This window comes from Micromonospora sp. NPDC048169, from assembly GCF_040652815.1.
Lineage (GTDB): Bacteria > Actinomycetota > Actinomycetes > Mycobacteriales > Micromonosporaceae > Micromonospora.
This window is the reverse complement of the sequence record NZ_JBEZMS010000047.1, coordinates 20,798-35,254: the sequence shown is the minus strand read 5'-3', so window position 1 is coordinate 35,254 and position 14,457 is coordinate 20,798. Positions and strand designations below refer to the sequence as shown.

Sequence of the window (14,457 nt, the reverse complement as noted above, 5' to 3'; positions counted from 1 at the left end):
CCCGGATCCGGTTGCCGAACCAGGAGAAGATGCCGAAGAGGCCGGGCTTGCGCTTGTGCCGGATGGTCAGCCGCCCGTCGCGGACCTCGACGAGGCCTGGCTGCCGAAGGCGTTCCACGGGTCACCGCTGGACATGCTGCGGGTGGCCCGGCTCAGCAACTCGACGTCGAAGCCGGCCGGCGCCTCCACTGCCGGCGGCTCCGGCTCGCGGGTGCCGGGCACAGCGGCCCGGCCGGCGCTGACGCCGACCGGCTCGGGGCGGCGGATCACGAGCGAGGCGGCCGGGATCTCCAGGGCGGCGGTGACGCCACCACCGGGGGTGTGGCTCAGCCGGGCGCTCCAGCCGTGCCGGCGGGCCAGCCGGCCGACCACGAACAGGCCGAGCACCTCGGTCGGGGCGAGGTCGAGGCGTTCCCGCCGGGTGAACCGGGCGTTCTCCTCGACCATCCGCTCCTCGGTCAGGCCGATGCCGTGGTCGACCACGACCAGCCGGGCCCCGCCGTCGGTCAGCTCACCGGTCACCACCACGCGGGTGTGCGGCGGTGAGAACGAGGTGGCGTTCTCCATCAGCTCGGCGAGCGTCAGCACCAGGTCGCCGACGATGGCGGGTGCCGCCGCCACGCCGGGCGCGACCTCCACGTCGACGCGGGTGTAGTCCTCGATCTCACCGAGCGCGAGCCGGACCACGTCGGCCAGCGGGACCGGCGCCACGTGGCCGTCCGAGCCGGTGGCGCCGGAGAGCACCACCAGGCTGCCCGCGTTGCGGCGCAACCGGCTGGAGATGTGGTCCAGCCGGTAGAGGTGCTCCAGGCGGCCCGGGTCGGTCTCCTGCCGTTCCAGCCGGTCGATGAGCGCGATCTGACGGCCGACGAGGTTCTGCGTACGCCGGCCGACATGGCCGAACATCTGCGCCACGTTGCGCCGGCCGGCGACCTGCCGCTCGACCAGCCGGGCGGCGGTGTGCTGCACCCTGTCGAACGCGCGGGCCAGGTCGCCGATCTCGTCCCGGGCGCTGACCTCCACCGGGTCGAGGCGTACCGGGGGGACGCTCTCGGACTCGTCGTCGGCGACCCGCGTCAGCTCGGCCTCGGTGACCCGGGCGACCCGCTCGGCGGAGCGGGTGAGCCGGCTCAGCGGCCGGGCCACCGTACGCGCCACCGTCATGCTCAGCAGCACCACGACGAGCAGGATCGCCGCCGCCGCGAGACTGACCAGCCAGGCCGCGGTCAGCGCCTCCCGTTCCCGGGCGCGCGTCTCGGCGATGACGTCCGCGACGACCTTCTTCTCCACGAACTGGCCCAGCGTGATCATCGACCGGGCCGAGGGGAACAGCACGTCCAGCGGCACCGGCGCGATCGCCCCGTCCGGGTCGCGGAGGCTGTCCACCAGGAACGTCGGGCTGGTCCGGGCGGCCACCGCCGCGTCGTCCAGCTCGGCCACCTTGAGCTGCTCAGGCGTGATCAGCTTGCGGAACCGCCGGTTGTCGACGTTGAGCGCCGCCATGCAGGCCACGAACGCCCGGGACACCAGCGGGTCGCCGGTCGCCTTGACCAGCACGATCTGGGTGGTGCACGAGCTGAGGGCCTCGTCGACGCGCAGCAGCGCGTCCAGGGCGAGCACCTGCCGTCCGGCGGCGGTGTCGGTGTCCACCTGGAAGGGCAGCCGCAGCGCGTCGATCAGGGCGGTGTCGACCTCGCCGAACACGGTCAGGATCTGTTGCGGCGTGGCGCGGCCGGCGAGCGTGGCGTTCCGGACGTCCTCCAGCCGGCGTACCTGGTCGAGGCTCGCCCGGACCGGCGCCGGCAGCGGCTCGGCGCGCAGGTCGGCGACCCGGTCGTCGACGGTCGCCGACTTCTGGATCAGCTCGGTGCGGCTCACCCGCCGCAGCAGCAGCCCGACCGAGAGCAGGCGTTCCTGCTGGAGATCCTGGACCAGGCTGCCGACCCGGCTGGCGATGCGGACGGTCTCGGCGGTGTCGGCGGCCTGCCGGGCGGCGGACACCCGGTCGATGACCACGGGTACGGCCAGCCCGACCATGCTGAGCAGCGGGATGATCACCAGCAGGGCGAGCTTGCCCCGGATCCGCAGGCTACCGAGCAGCATCGAACGGCCTCCACCCGTCGGAGTCGATGCCGCGCCCCACCGCGACCGGCCGGCGGTCGGTCTCGGGCGCGGCGAGCGGCGGCGCCGGCGGGGCCTCGGCCGGCTCCCGGCGTGCCGCGGCCGTGCGGAACTGGTCCCGGCGCAGCGCGGCCACCTGCAGAGCGACGATCCCGGCGATCAGCACCAGCGCCGCCCCGGCCGCGATCCGGCCCAGCAGCCGGTCCCGATCCAGGTCGTCGAGCCGTTCCCGCAGCAGCGCGTCGAGCTGGTCGAGGATGACCGTCCGGAGCTGCTTGGCGGCGTTCTGCGCGCTGAGCCCGGCGCGGGTGAGCTGGTCGGTGCCCGGGGCGGACCGGCCGCCGCCGGGCGCCGAGTAGACCGCGAACGTCTCCAGCGAACGCTGGTAGGTGTCCAGCGGGGTGAGTACGTTGGCGCCCAGGTCGGTGCTCTCCGAGTTGTCCACCGCCGAGCGCAGGTCGGTGACCAGGTCGGTGGCGGGACCGAGCGCGGCGACCCGCAGCTCGGCCAGCTCCGCGCCCGTCCTCGCGCGTTGGTCGGCGGGGCGCTTGGCGGCCAGCCGGGCCAGGTCGACGAGCCGTCCGGCCAGCACCGTCGCGGTGGGCAGGTCGCCGCCGATGCCGTCCTGGAGGAAGAACGAGTCGGCGCGGGGGTCGCGGATCAGGCCGGAGCTCTCCCGTACCTTGCGGTAGAGGGCCAGCAGCAGGTCGGACGCCTCGCCGTAGGCCCGGTACGCCGCCTCGGGGTCGCCGATCCCGCGGTCGGGCAGCGACTCCAGCTTGGCCCGCAGCCCGGCCCAGCGTTCGTGGGTGCGCAACTCGTCGCCGACGGCGTTGTCCACCTCCGCGACGCCCTCGATGGCGGCGGCGAGCGAGGCGCGGGACACGGCGCCTTCGGCGACGGCGATGGCCTGGGCCTCCACCAGGGTGTCGGTGACCGGCCCGAGGGCGCGCAGGTAGCGGACGCCGAGCCGTTCCCGGCTGGCCAGGTCGTGGTCGTCGGCGTAGTCGCGCTCGGCCTGGATGAAGATCAGCCCGAGCGGGGCCAGCAGTGCCAGTGCCAGCACCAGGGCGAGCGTACGGCCCGGTACGGCGGGCCGCCGACGGACCCGCGACGCGGGGACTGTCATGGTGTGTCTCCTCCGGCGACGGCGGGGCGGTCGGTGCGCCGGGAGGTCGCCGTACGCAGTCCCGTGCACCGGACCGGAAAATTAGTCGAACCGGATGCGGGTGTGACCTCGGCCGATGAGTCGGCTTCACGTCAGTCCACTTCGGGTCACCCTGTGTCGGGGCGAAAGGCACGTAGCGTGTGATCGTGTTGCCGAGAAATGACATCGACGCTGGTTTGCGCCGGTAGATGTGAATTCACATGATCCGAATACGTCTCGCTGGGATGCTCTGGACCTTTGGCGGATGAGGGACGCCACGCGACGAACGGTGCAACCGGACAGACGTACGGCGGATCTCAGCGAATGCTCAGCCGCCGGCCCGTACCGTGTGCCGCATGAGATCAACCGCCGCGCGGCTCCGGCGCGCCCTGGCCGGCCGTCCGCGCCGCACCGTCGCCGCAGTGGTGGTGATCGTTCTCGTCGCCGCCGCGCTGGTCTGGACGGCCCGGCCGCGCGGCGCGGACTTCCGGACCGAGTCGACGACTGTGACAGTGCGTTCCGGGCCCTCCGGCGACGAGCCGGTCGATCTGGACACGACGCTATACCTGCCGGCGGACGCGTCGGCGTCGAAGCGGGTGCCGGCGGTGCTGCTGGCGCACGGCTTCGGTGGCACCAAGGACTCGGTCCGCCCGGACGCCGAGGACCTGGTCGCCCGTGGGTACGCGGTGCTCACCTGGACCGCCCGCGGTTTCGGGCGCAGCGGCGGTCAGATCCACCTGGACAACCCCGACTACGAGGTGCGGGACGCGCAGCGCCTGCTCGACCGGCTCGCCGCGCGCCCGGACATCCGCCTCGACTCGCCGGGCGACCCCCGGGTCGGCGTGGTCGGCGGCTCGTACGGCGGCGGCCTGGCGCTGCTGCTCGCCGCGCAGGACCAGCGGATCGACGCGATCGTCCCGATGATCACCTGGAACGACCTGTCCCGCGCCTTCCTGCCGGAGAGCAGCGGCCGGCAGCCTGCCGACGGCGTGTTCAAGAAGGGCTGGGCCGGCATCTTCTTCGGCGGCGGCGGAAACGCCGGCTCCGGCCCGGCCGGGCTCTCCGGGGCCACCGCCGCCGCGCCGGAGGGCGCTCCCGAGTCGGCCGGCCCGCCGAGCCCGCAGCCGGGCGCCGGGCCGGGCACCGGTTCCGGTCGCGCGCCAGCCGGCGCCGCCGACCCGGCGTGCGGGCGCTTCGCGGCCGACGTCTGCGCCGCGTACCTGCGCATCGCCACCACCGGCCGAGCCGACGCGGCGGCGGTCGAGCTGCTGCGCCGGTCGTCACCGGCCGGCGTGCTGGACCGGATCAAGTCGCCGACGCTGCTGGTGCAGGGCGAGGCGGACACGCTGTTCCCGCTGGCCGAGGCGGACGCCAACGCCCGGGGCATCGCCGCCGCCGGCACGCCGGTGCGGGTCGCCTGGTTCACCGGCGGCCACGACGGCGGCTCCGGACCCACCTCCGACTCCGACCGGGTGAAGTTCCTGACCGCGCAGTGGCTCGACCACTACGTCAAGGGGGACGGGGCGGCGCCCGGCGACACGTTCACGTTCTCCCGGATCGCCGGGTTCGACGCGCTGGACCGGGGCCTGGTGGCGACCGGCTTCCGTACCGCCGACTATCCGGGCCTGACCGGTGAGGGCCGCCGCGAGGTGACGCTCGCCGGTCCGCCCCAGCCGGTCGCCGTACCGCCCAACGGCAACCCGGCGGCGATCTCCTCGGTGCCGTTCGCTGGCGCGCTCGGTTCGCTGCTGGACGGCGTGGCCGGTGACATCCCCGGCCAGCACGCCCGCTTCGAGTCCGCGCCGCTGGACGAGCCGGTGGACGTGGTGGGCGCGCCCACCGTGCGGATCAGGGCCGCCTCCGCGACCGGCGAGGCGGTGCTGTTCGTGAAGCTCTACGACGTCGACCCGCAGGGCGCCGCGACGCTGCCGTCCGGCCTGGTCGCGCCGGTGCGCCTGACCGGCCTGCCGCCCACCGTCGAGGCGGCCACGCCGGTCACCGTCACGCTGCCGGGGATCGTCCGGCGGGTCGAGGCCGGGCACCGGCTGCGGCTCGTGGTGGCGACGTCGGACCAGGCGTACGCCTCGCCGGCCGAACCGGCCGTGCACACGGTGGCGCTGGCCGACGGGCCGCTGACGCTGCCCACCGTCGACGCCGCGCCGATCCCCACCACGGCGGCGATCTGGCGCTGGGCGCTGGCCGGCCTGCTGGCCGCGATCGCGGCCGGGCTCGTCGTGGTCGTGCTGCTCACCCGCCGCCGGCACCGCCGCCAGGACGACTCCGTGCACCCGGAGTACGCGGGCGTCCCGCTCGCCGTGCGCAACCTGCGCAAGGAGTACGCGGACGGCTTCGTCGCGGTCTCCGACGTCGACTTCGAGGTGCACCCCGGCCAGGTGGTCGGCCTGCTCGGGCCCAACGGCGCGGGCAAGACCACGACGCTGCGGGTGCTGATGGGGCTGACCCAGCCCACCGCCGGGGAGATCTACGTCTTCGGTCACCGGCTGGTGCCCGGCTCGCCGGTGCTCTCCCGGATCGGCGCGCTGGTCGAGGGGCCGGGCTTCCTGCCCCACCTGTCCGGGCTGGACAACCTCAAGGCGTACTGGCGGGCGACCGGCCGGCCGTGGGAGGACGCGCACTTCGACCAGGCGCTGGAGATCGCCGGCCTGGGCGACTCGGTGCATCGGCGGACGAAGAAGTACAGCCACGGCATGCGGCAGCGGCTGGCCATCGCCCAGGCCATGCTCGGCCTGCCCGAGCTGCTGGTGCTGGACGAGCCGACGGACGGGCTGGACCCGCCGCAGATCGCCGAGATGCGCCGGGTGCTCCAGCGCTACGCCACCGACGGCCGGGCGGTGCTGGTCTCCAGCCACCTGCTGGCCGAGGTGGAGCAGACCTGCACGCACGCGGTGGTGGTGAACAAGGGGCGGATCGTGGCGTCCGGCCCGGTGGAGGAGATCGTCGGCGAGTCGCCGAGCGTGCTGTTCGAGGTGAGCGACCCTGATGCGGCGCGGACGGTGCTCGACCGGCTCGACGGCGTACGGGTGCTGCCCGACGGCGACGGCGGGCTGGTGGTCGACACCAACGGCACCGCCCGCAGCGAGGTGGTGGCCGAACTGGTCCGCGCCGGTATCGGGGTGGACCGGGTGGTGCCCCGGCGCCGCCTGGAGGACGCGTTCCTCGCCCTGGTGGGCGAGAACTCTCGGGGAAGCGGGGACCGGTGATGGCGGGTTCGTCTGTGGCATCGTCGCCTGGTGGCGGCACGTTCGGTAGGCCGGGGCCGGGCGCGGGCGGGGCGGCGGCGGGCTACCGGCCCTCGGCCACGCTCCCGTTCGGCGCGGAGTTCCGGCGGCAGGCGTCGCGCCGGCGTACCCAGCTCGCGCTGGGGTTCATGGTGCTGCTGCCGCTGATCATCCTGGTGGCGTTCCAGTTCGACGCCGGGGACGACGACGGCGGCGGGCGGGGCGAGTTCTCCAGCCTGGCCGACCTGGCGACCTCGGGCGGGCTCAACTTCACCCTGTTCTCGATCCTGGTGTCCGCGTCGTTCCTGCTGGTCGTGGTGGTCGCGCTGTTCTGCGGTGACACGGTGGCGAGCGAGGCGAGCTGGGGCAGCCTGCGCTACCTGCTGGCCGTGCCGGTGCCCCGGGCCCGGTTGCTCGCGGTGAAGCTGGTCGTCGCGCTCGCGTACTCCGGGCTGGCCCTGCTGTTGCTCGCCGGCACCGCGCTGCTGGCCGGCACCCTGCGGTACGGCTGGAAGCCGCTGAGCAGCCAGGTCTCGGCCGAGCTGGCACCGGCGGACGGGTTGTTGCGGCTGCTCGGCGTGCTCGGCTATCTGGCGGTGGTGCTGCTGGTCGTGGCCGGGCTGGCGTTCCTGCTGTCGGTGACCACGGATGCCGCGCTCGGCGCGGTCGGTGGCGCGGTGCTGCTGTGGATCCTGTCCAGCATCCTGGACCAGATCACCGCGCTGGGCGGGCTGCGCAACCTGCTGCCGACCCACTACAGCAGCGCCTGGCTGGGGTTGCTGTCCACGCCGATGCAGACCGACGACGTCGTCAAGGGCGCGTTCTCGGCAATCGTCTACGCCACGTTGTTCTGGAGCCTGGCCTTCTGGCGCTTCACCCGCAAGGACGTCACCAGCTGAGGTGACCGCCGGGGTACCCGCATTGGCGCGTCCGCCCATATCATGGGAGCGTTCCCATGCAATTGTCCCGCCTGCAAAGAAATTGATTAACATCGATACATGTGATCGCCATCCTGGAGCCGTCAAACACCCGCCCCAGGAGGTCACACATGATTCCGACCCAGCTCAGCGGCCCTGTCCTGTCCCTGTTCCGCGTTGTTGTGGGGTTGCTGTTCCTATGCCACGGCGCGGCGTCGATATTCGGCGTCCTCGGCGGCAACCGAGGCTCCGGCGAGGCCGTCCCGTTCGCCACCTGGCCCGGTTGGTGGGCGGCGCTGATCCAGCTCGTCTGCGGCGTGCTGGTCCTCGTCGGCCTGCTCACCCGTCCGGCCGCGCTGCTCGCCTCCGGCTCGATGGCGTACGCGTACTTCGTGGTGCACCAGCCCCACGGCCTGCTGCCGATCCGCAACGGCGGCGAGCTTGCCGCGCTCTTCTGCTGGTCGTTCCTGCTCGTGGCAGTGCTCGGCCCGGGAAACTGGGCGCTCGACGCGCTGCTCGCCCGGCGTCGTGCCACCACCGCCGAGCCCGCGGCGGTCCCGACGGCCTCGGTCCCGGCCTGAGTCCGCACCGGCGAACCGGAGTCCGGTACGGCAGCGTCCGTACCGGCCTCCGGTTCTACAGCGGGTTGACCGGCGGGGTCGTGGGCGGCGGTGGTACGGCCGGCGTGGGCGTGCCGGTGGCCGCACCGGGCTTCTGGCGCTTCCACGCGCTGACGCCCAGCCGGCCGGTGTTGCCGAGGTCGATCGGCCCGTCCAGGGCCACCGGGTACGCGGGCCGGCCGGCCACCGGGGCGACGTCGAGTTCGGTGCCGTCGGTGGCCACCACTGTCGCGTCGGTGACCAGGTTCCGCCAGATCAGCGCCGCGCCGGCCCGCTCGCCGGGAGCCAGCACGATCCGGGTGGGCGGCTGGTCGAAGCCGGAGGTGATCGGGGCGGCACCCGGAATGACCCGCACCCTGATCGGGTCGCCGTCGGCGTCCCGGAGCGTCACCGCCGGATAGCCGCGCAGCTCGTACGGCCGGTCGCCGCAGTTGACCAGCTCCAGCCCCATCGCCCGCAACCCCATCGCGGCGCTCACCCCGAGCTCGGTGATGGCGATGCCCTCCGGGGAGCAGGTGGCGGCGGGCCTCGGGTCGGCCGTGGGAGCGCCGGGCCGCGGTGGCACCGTGGTCAGCGGGTCGACGCCTGCCGCGGACGGCGGCGGGTCGGGCAGCCGCCGGTCGGCGGGTCCCCGCGCCGGGGCGCAGGCGGCCAGCAGCGTCACGCCGGTGAGGGCCCCGGCCAGGCGTGCCGATCCGCGCATCCGGTGATCATGCCACCCGGCGGGCCCGGACGGTGCCCACAGCGTGGGATCCCCGGGTGGCACGGCCGTGAGCAGCGCATAGACTCGGCGGCACAACTGAATACCTCATCCAGAGGGGCTGAGGGATACGGCCCGAAGACGCCCCGGCAACCACCCGTGCGCTCGATGACGAGCGGCAGCGGGCAGGTGCCAATTCCGTCCCCGCCGCACCCGGCGATGCGGGGAAAGATGAGAGGAACCTCCTCGACATGACGTCGACGCTTCCCGTCGCCACCGGTATCGACACCACCCTCAGCCCGGCCCGCGCCCTGGTCTGCCGCGCCTGTTCGGCGCGGTACCCGCTGGCCGCACAGCACGCCTGTTACGAGTGTTTCGGGCCGCTGGAGGTCGACTACGACACCGCCGCCCTGGCCACCGTCACCCGCGAGCGGATCGAGTCCGGCCCGGAGAACATCTGGCGGTACGCGCCGCTGCTGCCGGCCGGTCAGGACCCGGCCACCCGGGTCACGCTCGACCCGGGGCTGACCCCGCTGGTGGCCGCCCCGCACCTGGCGGCCGAGCTGGGGCTCACCGCGCCGCTCTGGGTCAAGGACGACAGCGCGAACCCCACTCACTCGTTCAAGGACCGGGTGGTCTCGGTGGCGCTCACCGCGGCCCGGTCGCTCGGCTTCACCCGCTACGCCTGCGCCTCCACCGGCAACCTCGCCAACTCCGTCGCCGCGCACGCGGCCCGGGCGGGCGTGCCGTCGATCGTCTTCATCCCCGGTGACCTGGAGCAGGGCAAGGTCGTCACCACCGCCGTCTACGGCGGCGACCTGGTCGCCATCGACGGCTCGTACGACGACGTGAACCGGCTCTGCGGCGAGCTGGTGGAGACCGACGAGTTCGAGGACACCGCGTTCGTCAACGTGAACGTGCGGCCCTACTACGCCGAGGGCTCCAAGACGCTCGGCTACGAGGTGGCCGAGCAGCTCGGCTGGCGTATCCCGGCCCAGGTGGTCATCCCGATGGCCAGCGGCGAGCTGCTCACCAAGATCGACAAGGCGTTCGCCGAGCTGGTCGAGATCGGGCTGGTCGAGGCACCGGCCGGTGGCTGGAAGGTGTTCGGCGCGCAGTCGGCCGGGTGCAACCCGATCGCCACCGCGCTGCACGGTGACACCGACACGATCACGCCGGTCAAGCCGACCGGCATCGCCAAGTCACTGAACATCGGCGACCCGGCAGCCGGGCTGTACGCGCTGGAGGCGGTACGCCGTACCGGCGGCTGGATGGACTACGCCGACGACGACGAGATCCGCGCCGGCATCCGGCTGCTCGCCCGTACCACGGGGGTGTTCGCCGAGACGGCGGGCGGCGTGACTGTCGCGGTGCTGCGCAAGCTGGTGGAGTCGGGGCGGCTCGACCCGGCCGCCGAGACGGTCGTCTTCAACACCGGCGAGGGCCTGAAGACGCTCGACGCGGTGGCCGGCGAGGTCGGCCCCACCCACCGCATCAAGCCCAGCCTGCGTGCCGCCCGCGACGCCGGCCTCCTCGCCTGACGGTCCCTTCTCCCGCCACCCCGGCCGGGCCGGGGTGGCCGGGTGGGGGAGGACGGCTCGCCCGGGTGGGGGATCGGGTGAGACCGGTGGGTAACCGGTGATGTGCGCTGAGTGCCAGAAAGCCGCCCTCAAGGACTTGACGGCAGGAACCGGACGGCGCAAGATGCTTCGTGCGGGAGGGCATCCGCCGGAGACTTTTCAAGTTCTTGCGACCCAACGCCGGAGGCGTTGTGCGGACGTCCCTCCCGACCAACGTCCGAAGGGGCCAGCGGAAAACGGCTGGCCCCTTCGCTGTGTCCGGCGCACCCTGGGTGACATGACGCTGACCGTGACGCCGCTGGATCCCGACGACCGGCAGACGCTCGACGCGGCGTACCGGATCGCCTGTGCCGCCCAGGCCGTCGACGAGCCGGACCTCCCGCCGATCTGCCGCCGCCGCTTCGAGGCGCTGCTGTCGCACCCGATGCCCGGCATCGAGGGACGCTGGCTCGTTGCCCGCCTGAACGGCCTGCCGGTGGGCTGGCTCCGGCTGCACCTGCACACGATCGAGAACACCGAGAACGCGACCGTCGAGCTGACCGTCGACCCGGCGTACCGGCGGCGCGGCATCGGCCGCGTGCTGCACGAGCACGGCGTGCGGCTGCTCCGCGAGCACGGCGGCAAACGCCTTGTCGGCTCGACCACCGCCGCGCTGCCCGGCGAGGAGGACCGGGTCTTCCCCGGCGCCGCGTTCGCCGCCGCCCTGGGCGCCAAGCCGGCGCTGGCCGACGTCCGCCGCCGGCTCGACGTGACCGGGCTCGACCGTGACCGGCTCGCCGCGCTGCTGGCCGAGGCCCGCGCCGCGGCCACCGGTTACCGGCCGGTGCGGTGGCGCGACCACACCCCCGAGGAGTACGTCGCGGACGTCGCCTACCTCCAGGGCCGGCTGCTGCTCGACGCGCCGATGGGTGAGCTGGACTGGGAGCCGGAGCAGGTGGACGCGGCGCGGGTGCGGGACGCGGAGCGGGCGCTGGACGCCCGGGGCGTACGCCGGTACAACACCGGCGTGGTGCACGAGGCGACCGGCCGGCTGGTCGGCTGGACCCAGCTCGGCCTGGACGCGGGCAGCACCGACCACGCCTGGCAGGAGATCACCCTCGTCGACCCCGACCACCGTGGCCACCGGCTCGGCCTGCTCTGCAAGGCCGGGAACCTGGCGTACGCGCTGGCGCACGAACCGGCGCTGCGGGCCGTCGACACCTGGAACGCGGCGGCGAACCGGCACATGATCGCGATCAACGAGCGGCTCGGTTTCCGCCCCGCCGCCGGTTCCGTCGACTGGCAGCTGACGATCTAAAGTTGTGACACGCCCCTACTGATCTGGTGCCTTTCTGTTGCATGATGGCGGGCATGACGGAGACCCCGCACCCCCTGTACGACAGGCACCGCGAGACCCTCGACCGGGCGCTGACCGCCATCGCGGAGCGCGGGTACTGGTCGGCCTACCCCGAGTCGCCCAGCCCTCGGGTGTACGGCGAGACCGCCGCCGCCGACGGCAAGGCCGCCTTCGAGGCGTACCTGGGTGGCGACTTCCCGCTCGACCAGGCCGGTGACGGCACCACAGTGGCCACCGAGGTCAGCCCGTTCGGGCTGGCGCTGGACGTGCGCTACCCGCACGCGGGCGCCGACCAGCTGGTGTCCGCCGCGAGCGCCGCGCTGCCCGCCTGGCGTGACGCCGGTCCGCAGGCCCGGGTCGGTGTCTGCCTGGAGATCCTGGACCGGCTGCACAGGAACATCTTCGAGCTGGCGAACGCGGTGCAGTTCACCAGCGGCCAGGCGTTCGTGATGGCGTTCCAGGCCGGTGGCGCGCACGCGCTGGACCGGGCCCTGGAGGCGGTCGCGTACGCGTACGCGGAGATGACCCGCCACCCGGGGACCGCCGGATGGGAGAAGGCCGCCGGCAAGGGCGACCCGCTGCGGATGACGAAGACGTTCCACGTGGTGCCGCGCGGGGTCGCGCTGGTCATCGGCTGCAACACGTTCCCGACCTGGAACTCGTACCCCGGTCTGTTCGCCTCGCTCGCCACCGGCAACCCGGTGGTGGTCAAGCCGCACCCGCGCGCGGTGCTGCCGCTGGCGATCACCGTCAGGTACGCCCGCCAGGTGCTCGCCGAGGCCGGGTTCGACCCGAACCTGGTGCAGCTCGCCACCGAGACGGACGGTGAGAAGCTCGCCACCACGCTCGCCCTGCACCCGGCTGTGAGGATCGTCGACTTCACCGGCTCCACCGAGTACGGCGACTGGCTGGAGGCGAACGCCCGGCAGGCCGCCGTCTACACCGAGAAGGCCGGCCTGAACACGGTGGTGATCGACTCCACCGACGACTTCGCCGGGCTCTGCCGCAACCTCGGCTTCACGCTGACGCTCTACAGCGGCCAGATGTGCACCACCTCGCAGAACCTGCTGATCCCGCGCGACGGCATCGCCACCGACCAGGGGCACAAGAGCTTCGACGAGGTGGCCGCCGGGATCGCCGGCGCGGTCGCCAAGCTGACCGCCGACCCGGCCCGGGGCGTCGAGCTGACCGGCGCGATCGTCAACGACGGCGTGCTGGAGCGGCTGGAGGAGGTCACCAAGGTCGGCGAGCCGGTGCTGGAGTCGCGCACCGTCGAGCACCCGTCCTTCCCCGGCGCGGTGGTGCGTACGCCGACGGTGGTGAAGCTGGACGCCTCCGACACCGCGATCTACTCGCGGGAGTGGTTCGGCCCGATCTCGTTCGCCATCGCCACCGACTCGACCGAGCACAGCCTGCGCATCATGCGCGAGACGGTGGGGGAGAAGGGCGCGCTGACCGCCGGCGTCTACTCGACCGACGAGGCGGTGCTGGACGAGGCCGAGAAGGCAGCCATCGACGCCGGGGTGCACCTGTCCTGCAACCTCACCGGCGGGGTGTTCGTCAACCAGTCGGCGGCGTTCTCCGACTTCCACGGCTCCGGCGCGAACGCGGCGGCCAACTCGGCGCTCACCGACGGCGCGTACGTCGCGAACCGGTTCCGCATCGTCCAGAGCCGCCGCCACTCCTGAAAGGAGGGGCCCCTTCTTAACGCCTCCGGTAGAGGAGGGGCCCCCTTTTAACAACTGCGCCCGGTCGGCCTCACGCGGGGCGGCGCATCTGGAGTTCGTACAGACCGGTGATGCGGGGGTGCGGCACCCGTACCCCGGTGTCCACGAAGCCCAGCTTCTGATAGGCCCGGTAGGCGCGGTCGTTGCCGACCACCACCTCCATCATCAGCTCGGGCCGCCCGCAGGCGCGCGACCAGGCGGCCACCTCGTCGACGAGCGCGGCGAGCAGGCCGCTGCCCCGCCGGGCCGGTGTCACGTAGACCGCGTAGACGAGCGTCAGGCCCGGCTCGTCCGGCGCGGCGGTGCCGCCGGCGTGGCCGACCAGGCGGCCGCCCGGGTCGGCCACGAACTGCGCGGTGTGGTCGCCCCGGGAGACGGCCGCGATCCGGGCCGCGAACTCGGTGTGCGGCCGGGCCGCGGCCTCGGCCACTGTCTCCAGGAACGCCAGCGGGGCGTCGGCCAGCATCTCCAGCCGGAGCGCCCGCATCCGTGCGGCGTCCTCCGGCCGGACCCGGCGGACGGTGGTCGTGGTGGTCGCGCTGGTCATGCCGCATGCATACCGGACGGCCCGGCGCGCGTGTGCGACCGGGCCATCCAACCCCCGGAATATGCCCGATTTGTGGTCGTGCGCCGTCGTCGCGCCTCGTGTAGCGTGCGATTTCGGTCACTGAATTCAGCATCGCCGATTGCTGAGCCGGTGCACCGCCGGTGCCGGTCCGCCGGTTTCCGGGTCTTGGAACGCCGCGCAGAGTGAGGAAGTGCACCGTGGCACAGGGCACCGTGAAGTGGTTCAACGCCGAAAAGGGCTACGGCTTCATCGCCGTCGACGGCGGGCAGGACGTCTTCGTCCACTTCTCCGCGATCGAGATGGACGGCTACAAGGCGCTCGACGACGGCCAGCGGGTCGAGTTCGAGATCGCGCAGGGGCAGAAGGGTCCGCAGGCCGAGCGGGTCCGCGTCATCGCCTGACCTCCGCCCGCCGGGCGGTTCCGCAGCCGGGTCCGCCGATCGGGGGGCTGCGGTGCGAGCGCGCACAGTGGAAGATCGAGAGCCGTTCCAGCCGTAGCCGC

General features: G+C 73.3%; 11 protein-coding genes and 1 riboswitch. Of the genes, 7 read left to right on the top strand and 4 right to left on the bottom strand.

The genetic code is table 11. The annotated features are described in order from the left end of the window. Positions 1-66: 66 nt before the first annotated feature. The gene (locus AB0D28_RS26805; protein WP_357390169.1) at positions 67-2,103 is read right to left on the bottom strand and encodes a nitrate- and nitrite sensing domain-containing protein; all 2,037 of its coding nucleotides are present in this window, start codon (positions 2,101-2,103) and stop codon (positions 67-69) included. Further along, positions 2,090-3,250 carry a hypothetical protein gene (locus AB0D28_RS26800; RefSeq protein WP_357390167.1) on the bottom strand — a complete coding sequence of 387 codons (1,161 nt, stop codon included), beginning with the start codon at positions 3,248-3,250 and terminating at the stop codon, positions 2,090-2,092. Before AB0D28_RS26800 ends, AB0D28_RS26805 begins: the two co-directional genes overlap by 14 nt. Before the next feature lie 374 nt (positions 3,251-3,624). On the opposite strand from AB0D28_RS26800, the gene AB0D28_RS26795 reads away from it, so the two are divergent. From AB0D28_RS26795 to AB0D28_RS26785, 3 genes are all read left to right on the top strand, one after another. Continuing rightward, positions 3,625-6,489, top strand: coding sequence for an alpha/beta fold hydrolase (locus AB0D28_RS26795; RefSeq protein ID WP_357390165.1), 2,865 nt, complete (start codon positions 3,625-3,627; stop codon positions 6,487-6,489). Continuing rightward, a complete protein-coding gene (locus AB0D28_RS26790; protein WP_357390163.1) occupies positions 6,489-7,406 on the top strand; it encodes an ABC transporter permease subunit in 918 nt (305 codons plus the stop codon). The genes AB0D28_RS26795 and AB0D28_RS26790 overlap by 1 nt, the downstream gene beginning before the upstream one ends. A 149-nt stretch (positions 7,407-7,555) precedes the next feature. Next, on the top strand, positions 7,556-8,005 hold the full coding sequence (locus AB0D28_RS26785) for a DoxX family protein (protein ID WP_357390161.1): 450 nt from the start codon (positions 7,556-7,558) through the stop codon (positions 8,003-8,005). A gap of 55 nt (positions 8,006-8,060) precedes the next feature. On the opposite strand, the gene AB0D28_RS26780 is transcribed toward AB0D28_RS26785, so the two are convergent. After that, on the bottom strand, positions 8,061-8,747 hold the full coding sequence (locus tag AB0D28_RS26780; protein WP_357390159.1) for a DUF4232 domain-containing protein: 687 nt from the start codon (positions 8,745-8,747) through the stop codon (positions 8,061-8,063). A 102-nt stretch (positions 8,748-8,849) separates the two neighbouring features. Then, positions 8,850-8,982, top strand: a riboswitch (SAM riboswitch). A gap of 13 nt (positions 8,983-8,995) precedes the next feature. Between AB0D28_RS26780 and thrC the strand changes: the two genes are divergently transcribed. The 3 genes from thrC (at position 8,996) to paaN (ending at position 13,348) form a co-directional block, all read left to right on the top strand. Then, complete coding sequence (gene thrC, locus AB0D28_RS26775; RefSeq protein ID WP_357390157.1) at positions 8,996-10,285, top strand: threonine synthase; 1,290 nt, start codon at positions 8,996-8,998, stop codon at positions 10,283-10,285. A 316-nt stretch (positions 10,286-10,601) separates the two neighbouring features. After that, entirely contained in the window at positions 10,602-11,621 is a 1,020-nt protein-coding gene (locus AB0D28_RS26770; RefSeq protein ID WP_357390155.1) for a GNAT family N-acetyltransferase, read from the top strand. A gap of 53 nt (positions 11,622-11,674) precedes the next feature. Beyond that, a complete protein-coding gene (paaN, locus tag AB0D28_RS26765; protein ID WP_357390153.1) occupies positions 11,675-13,348 on the top strand; it encodes a phenylacetic acid degradation protein PaaN in 1,674 nt (557 codons plus the stop codon). Positions 13,349-13,418: 70 nt separating this feature from the next. Here the strand turns inward: paaN and AB0D28_RS26760 are convergent, their stop codons facing one another. Further along, a complete protein-coding gene (locus AB0D28_RS26760) occupies positions 13,419-13,934 on the bottom strand; it encodes a GNAT family N-acetyltransferase (RefSeq protein ID WP_357390151.1) in 516 nt (171 codons plus the stop codon). 218 nt (positions 13,935-14,152) lie between these two features. Between AB0D28_RS26760 and AB0D28_RS26755 the strand changes: the two genes are divergently transcribed. Further along, a complete protein-coding gene (locus AB0D28_RS26755) occupies positions 14,153-14,356 on the top strand; it encodes a cold-shock protein (RefSeq protein ID WP_013288855.1) in 204 nt (67 codons plus the stop codon). Positions 14,357-14,457 lie beyond the last annotated feature (101 nt).

Excerpts from the sequence above, each read along its gene's own strand:
- AB0D28_RS26805 (WP_357390169.1), bottom strand. The coding sequence starts at position 2,103 with ATGCTGCTCGGTAGCCTGCGGATCCGGGGCAAGCTCGCCCTGCTGGTG.
- AB0D28_RS26800 (WP_357390167.1), bottom strand. The coding sequence starts at position 3,250 with ATGACAGTCCCCGCGTCGCGGGTCCGTCGGCGGCCCGCCGTACCGGGC.
- AB0D28_RS26795 (WP_357390165.1), top strand. The coding sequence starts at position 3,625 with ATGAGATCAACCGCCGCGCGGCTCCGGCGCGCCCTGGCCGGCCGTCCG.
- AB0D28_RS26790 (WP_357390163.1), top strand. The coding sequence starts at position 6,489 with ATGGCGGGTTCGTCTGTGGCATCGTCGCCTGGTGGCGGCACGTTCGGT.
- AB0D28_RS26785 (WP_357390161.1), top strand. The coding sequence starts at position 7,556 with ATGATTCCGACCCAGCTCAGCGGCCCTGTCCTGTCCCTGTTCCGCGTT.
- AB0D28_RS26780 (WP_357390159.1), bottom strand. The coding sequence starts at position 8,747 with ATGCGCGGATCGGCACGCCTGGCCGGGGCCCTCACCGGCGTGACGCTG.
- thrC (WP_357390157.1), top strand. The coding sequence starts at position 8,996 with ATGACGTCGACGCTTCCCGTCGCCACCGGTATCGACACCACCCTCAGC.
- AB0D28_RS26770 (WP_357390155.1), top strand. The coding sequence starts at position 10,602 with ATGACGCTGACCGTGACGCCGCTGGATCCCGACGACCGGCAGACGCTC.
- paaN (WP_357390153.1), top strand. The coding sequence starts at position 11,675 with ATGACGGAGACCCCGCACCCCCTGTACGACAGGCACCGCGAGACCCTC.
- AB0D28_RS26760 (WP_357390151.1), bottom strand. The coding sequence starts at position 13,934 with ATGACCAGCGCGACCACCACGACCACCGTCCGCCGGGTCCGGCCGGAG.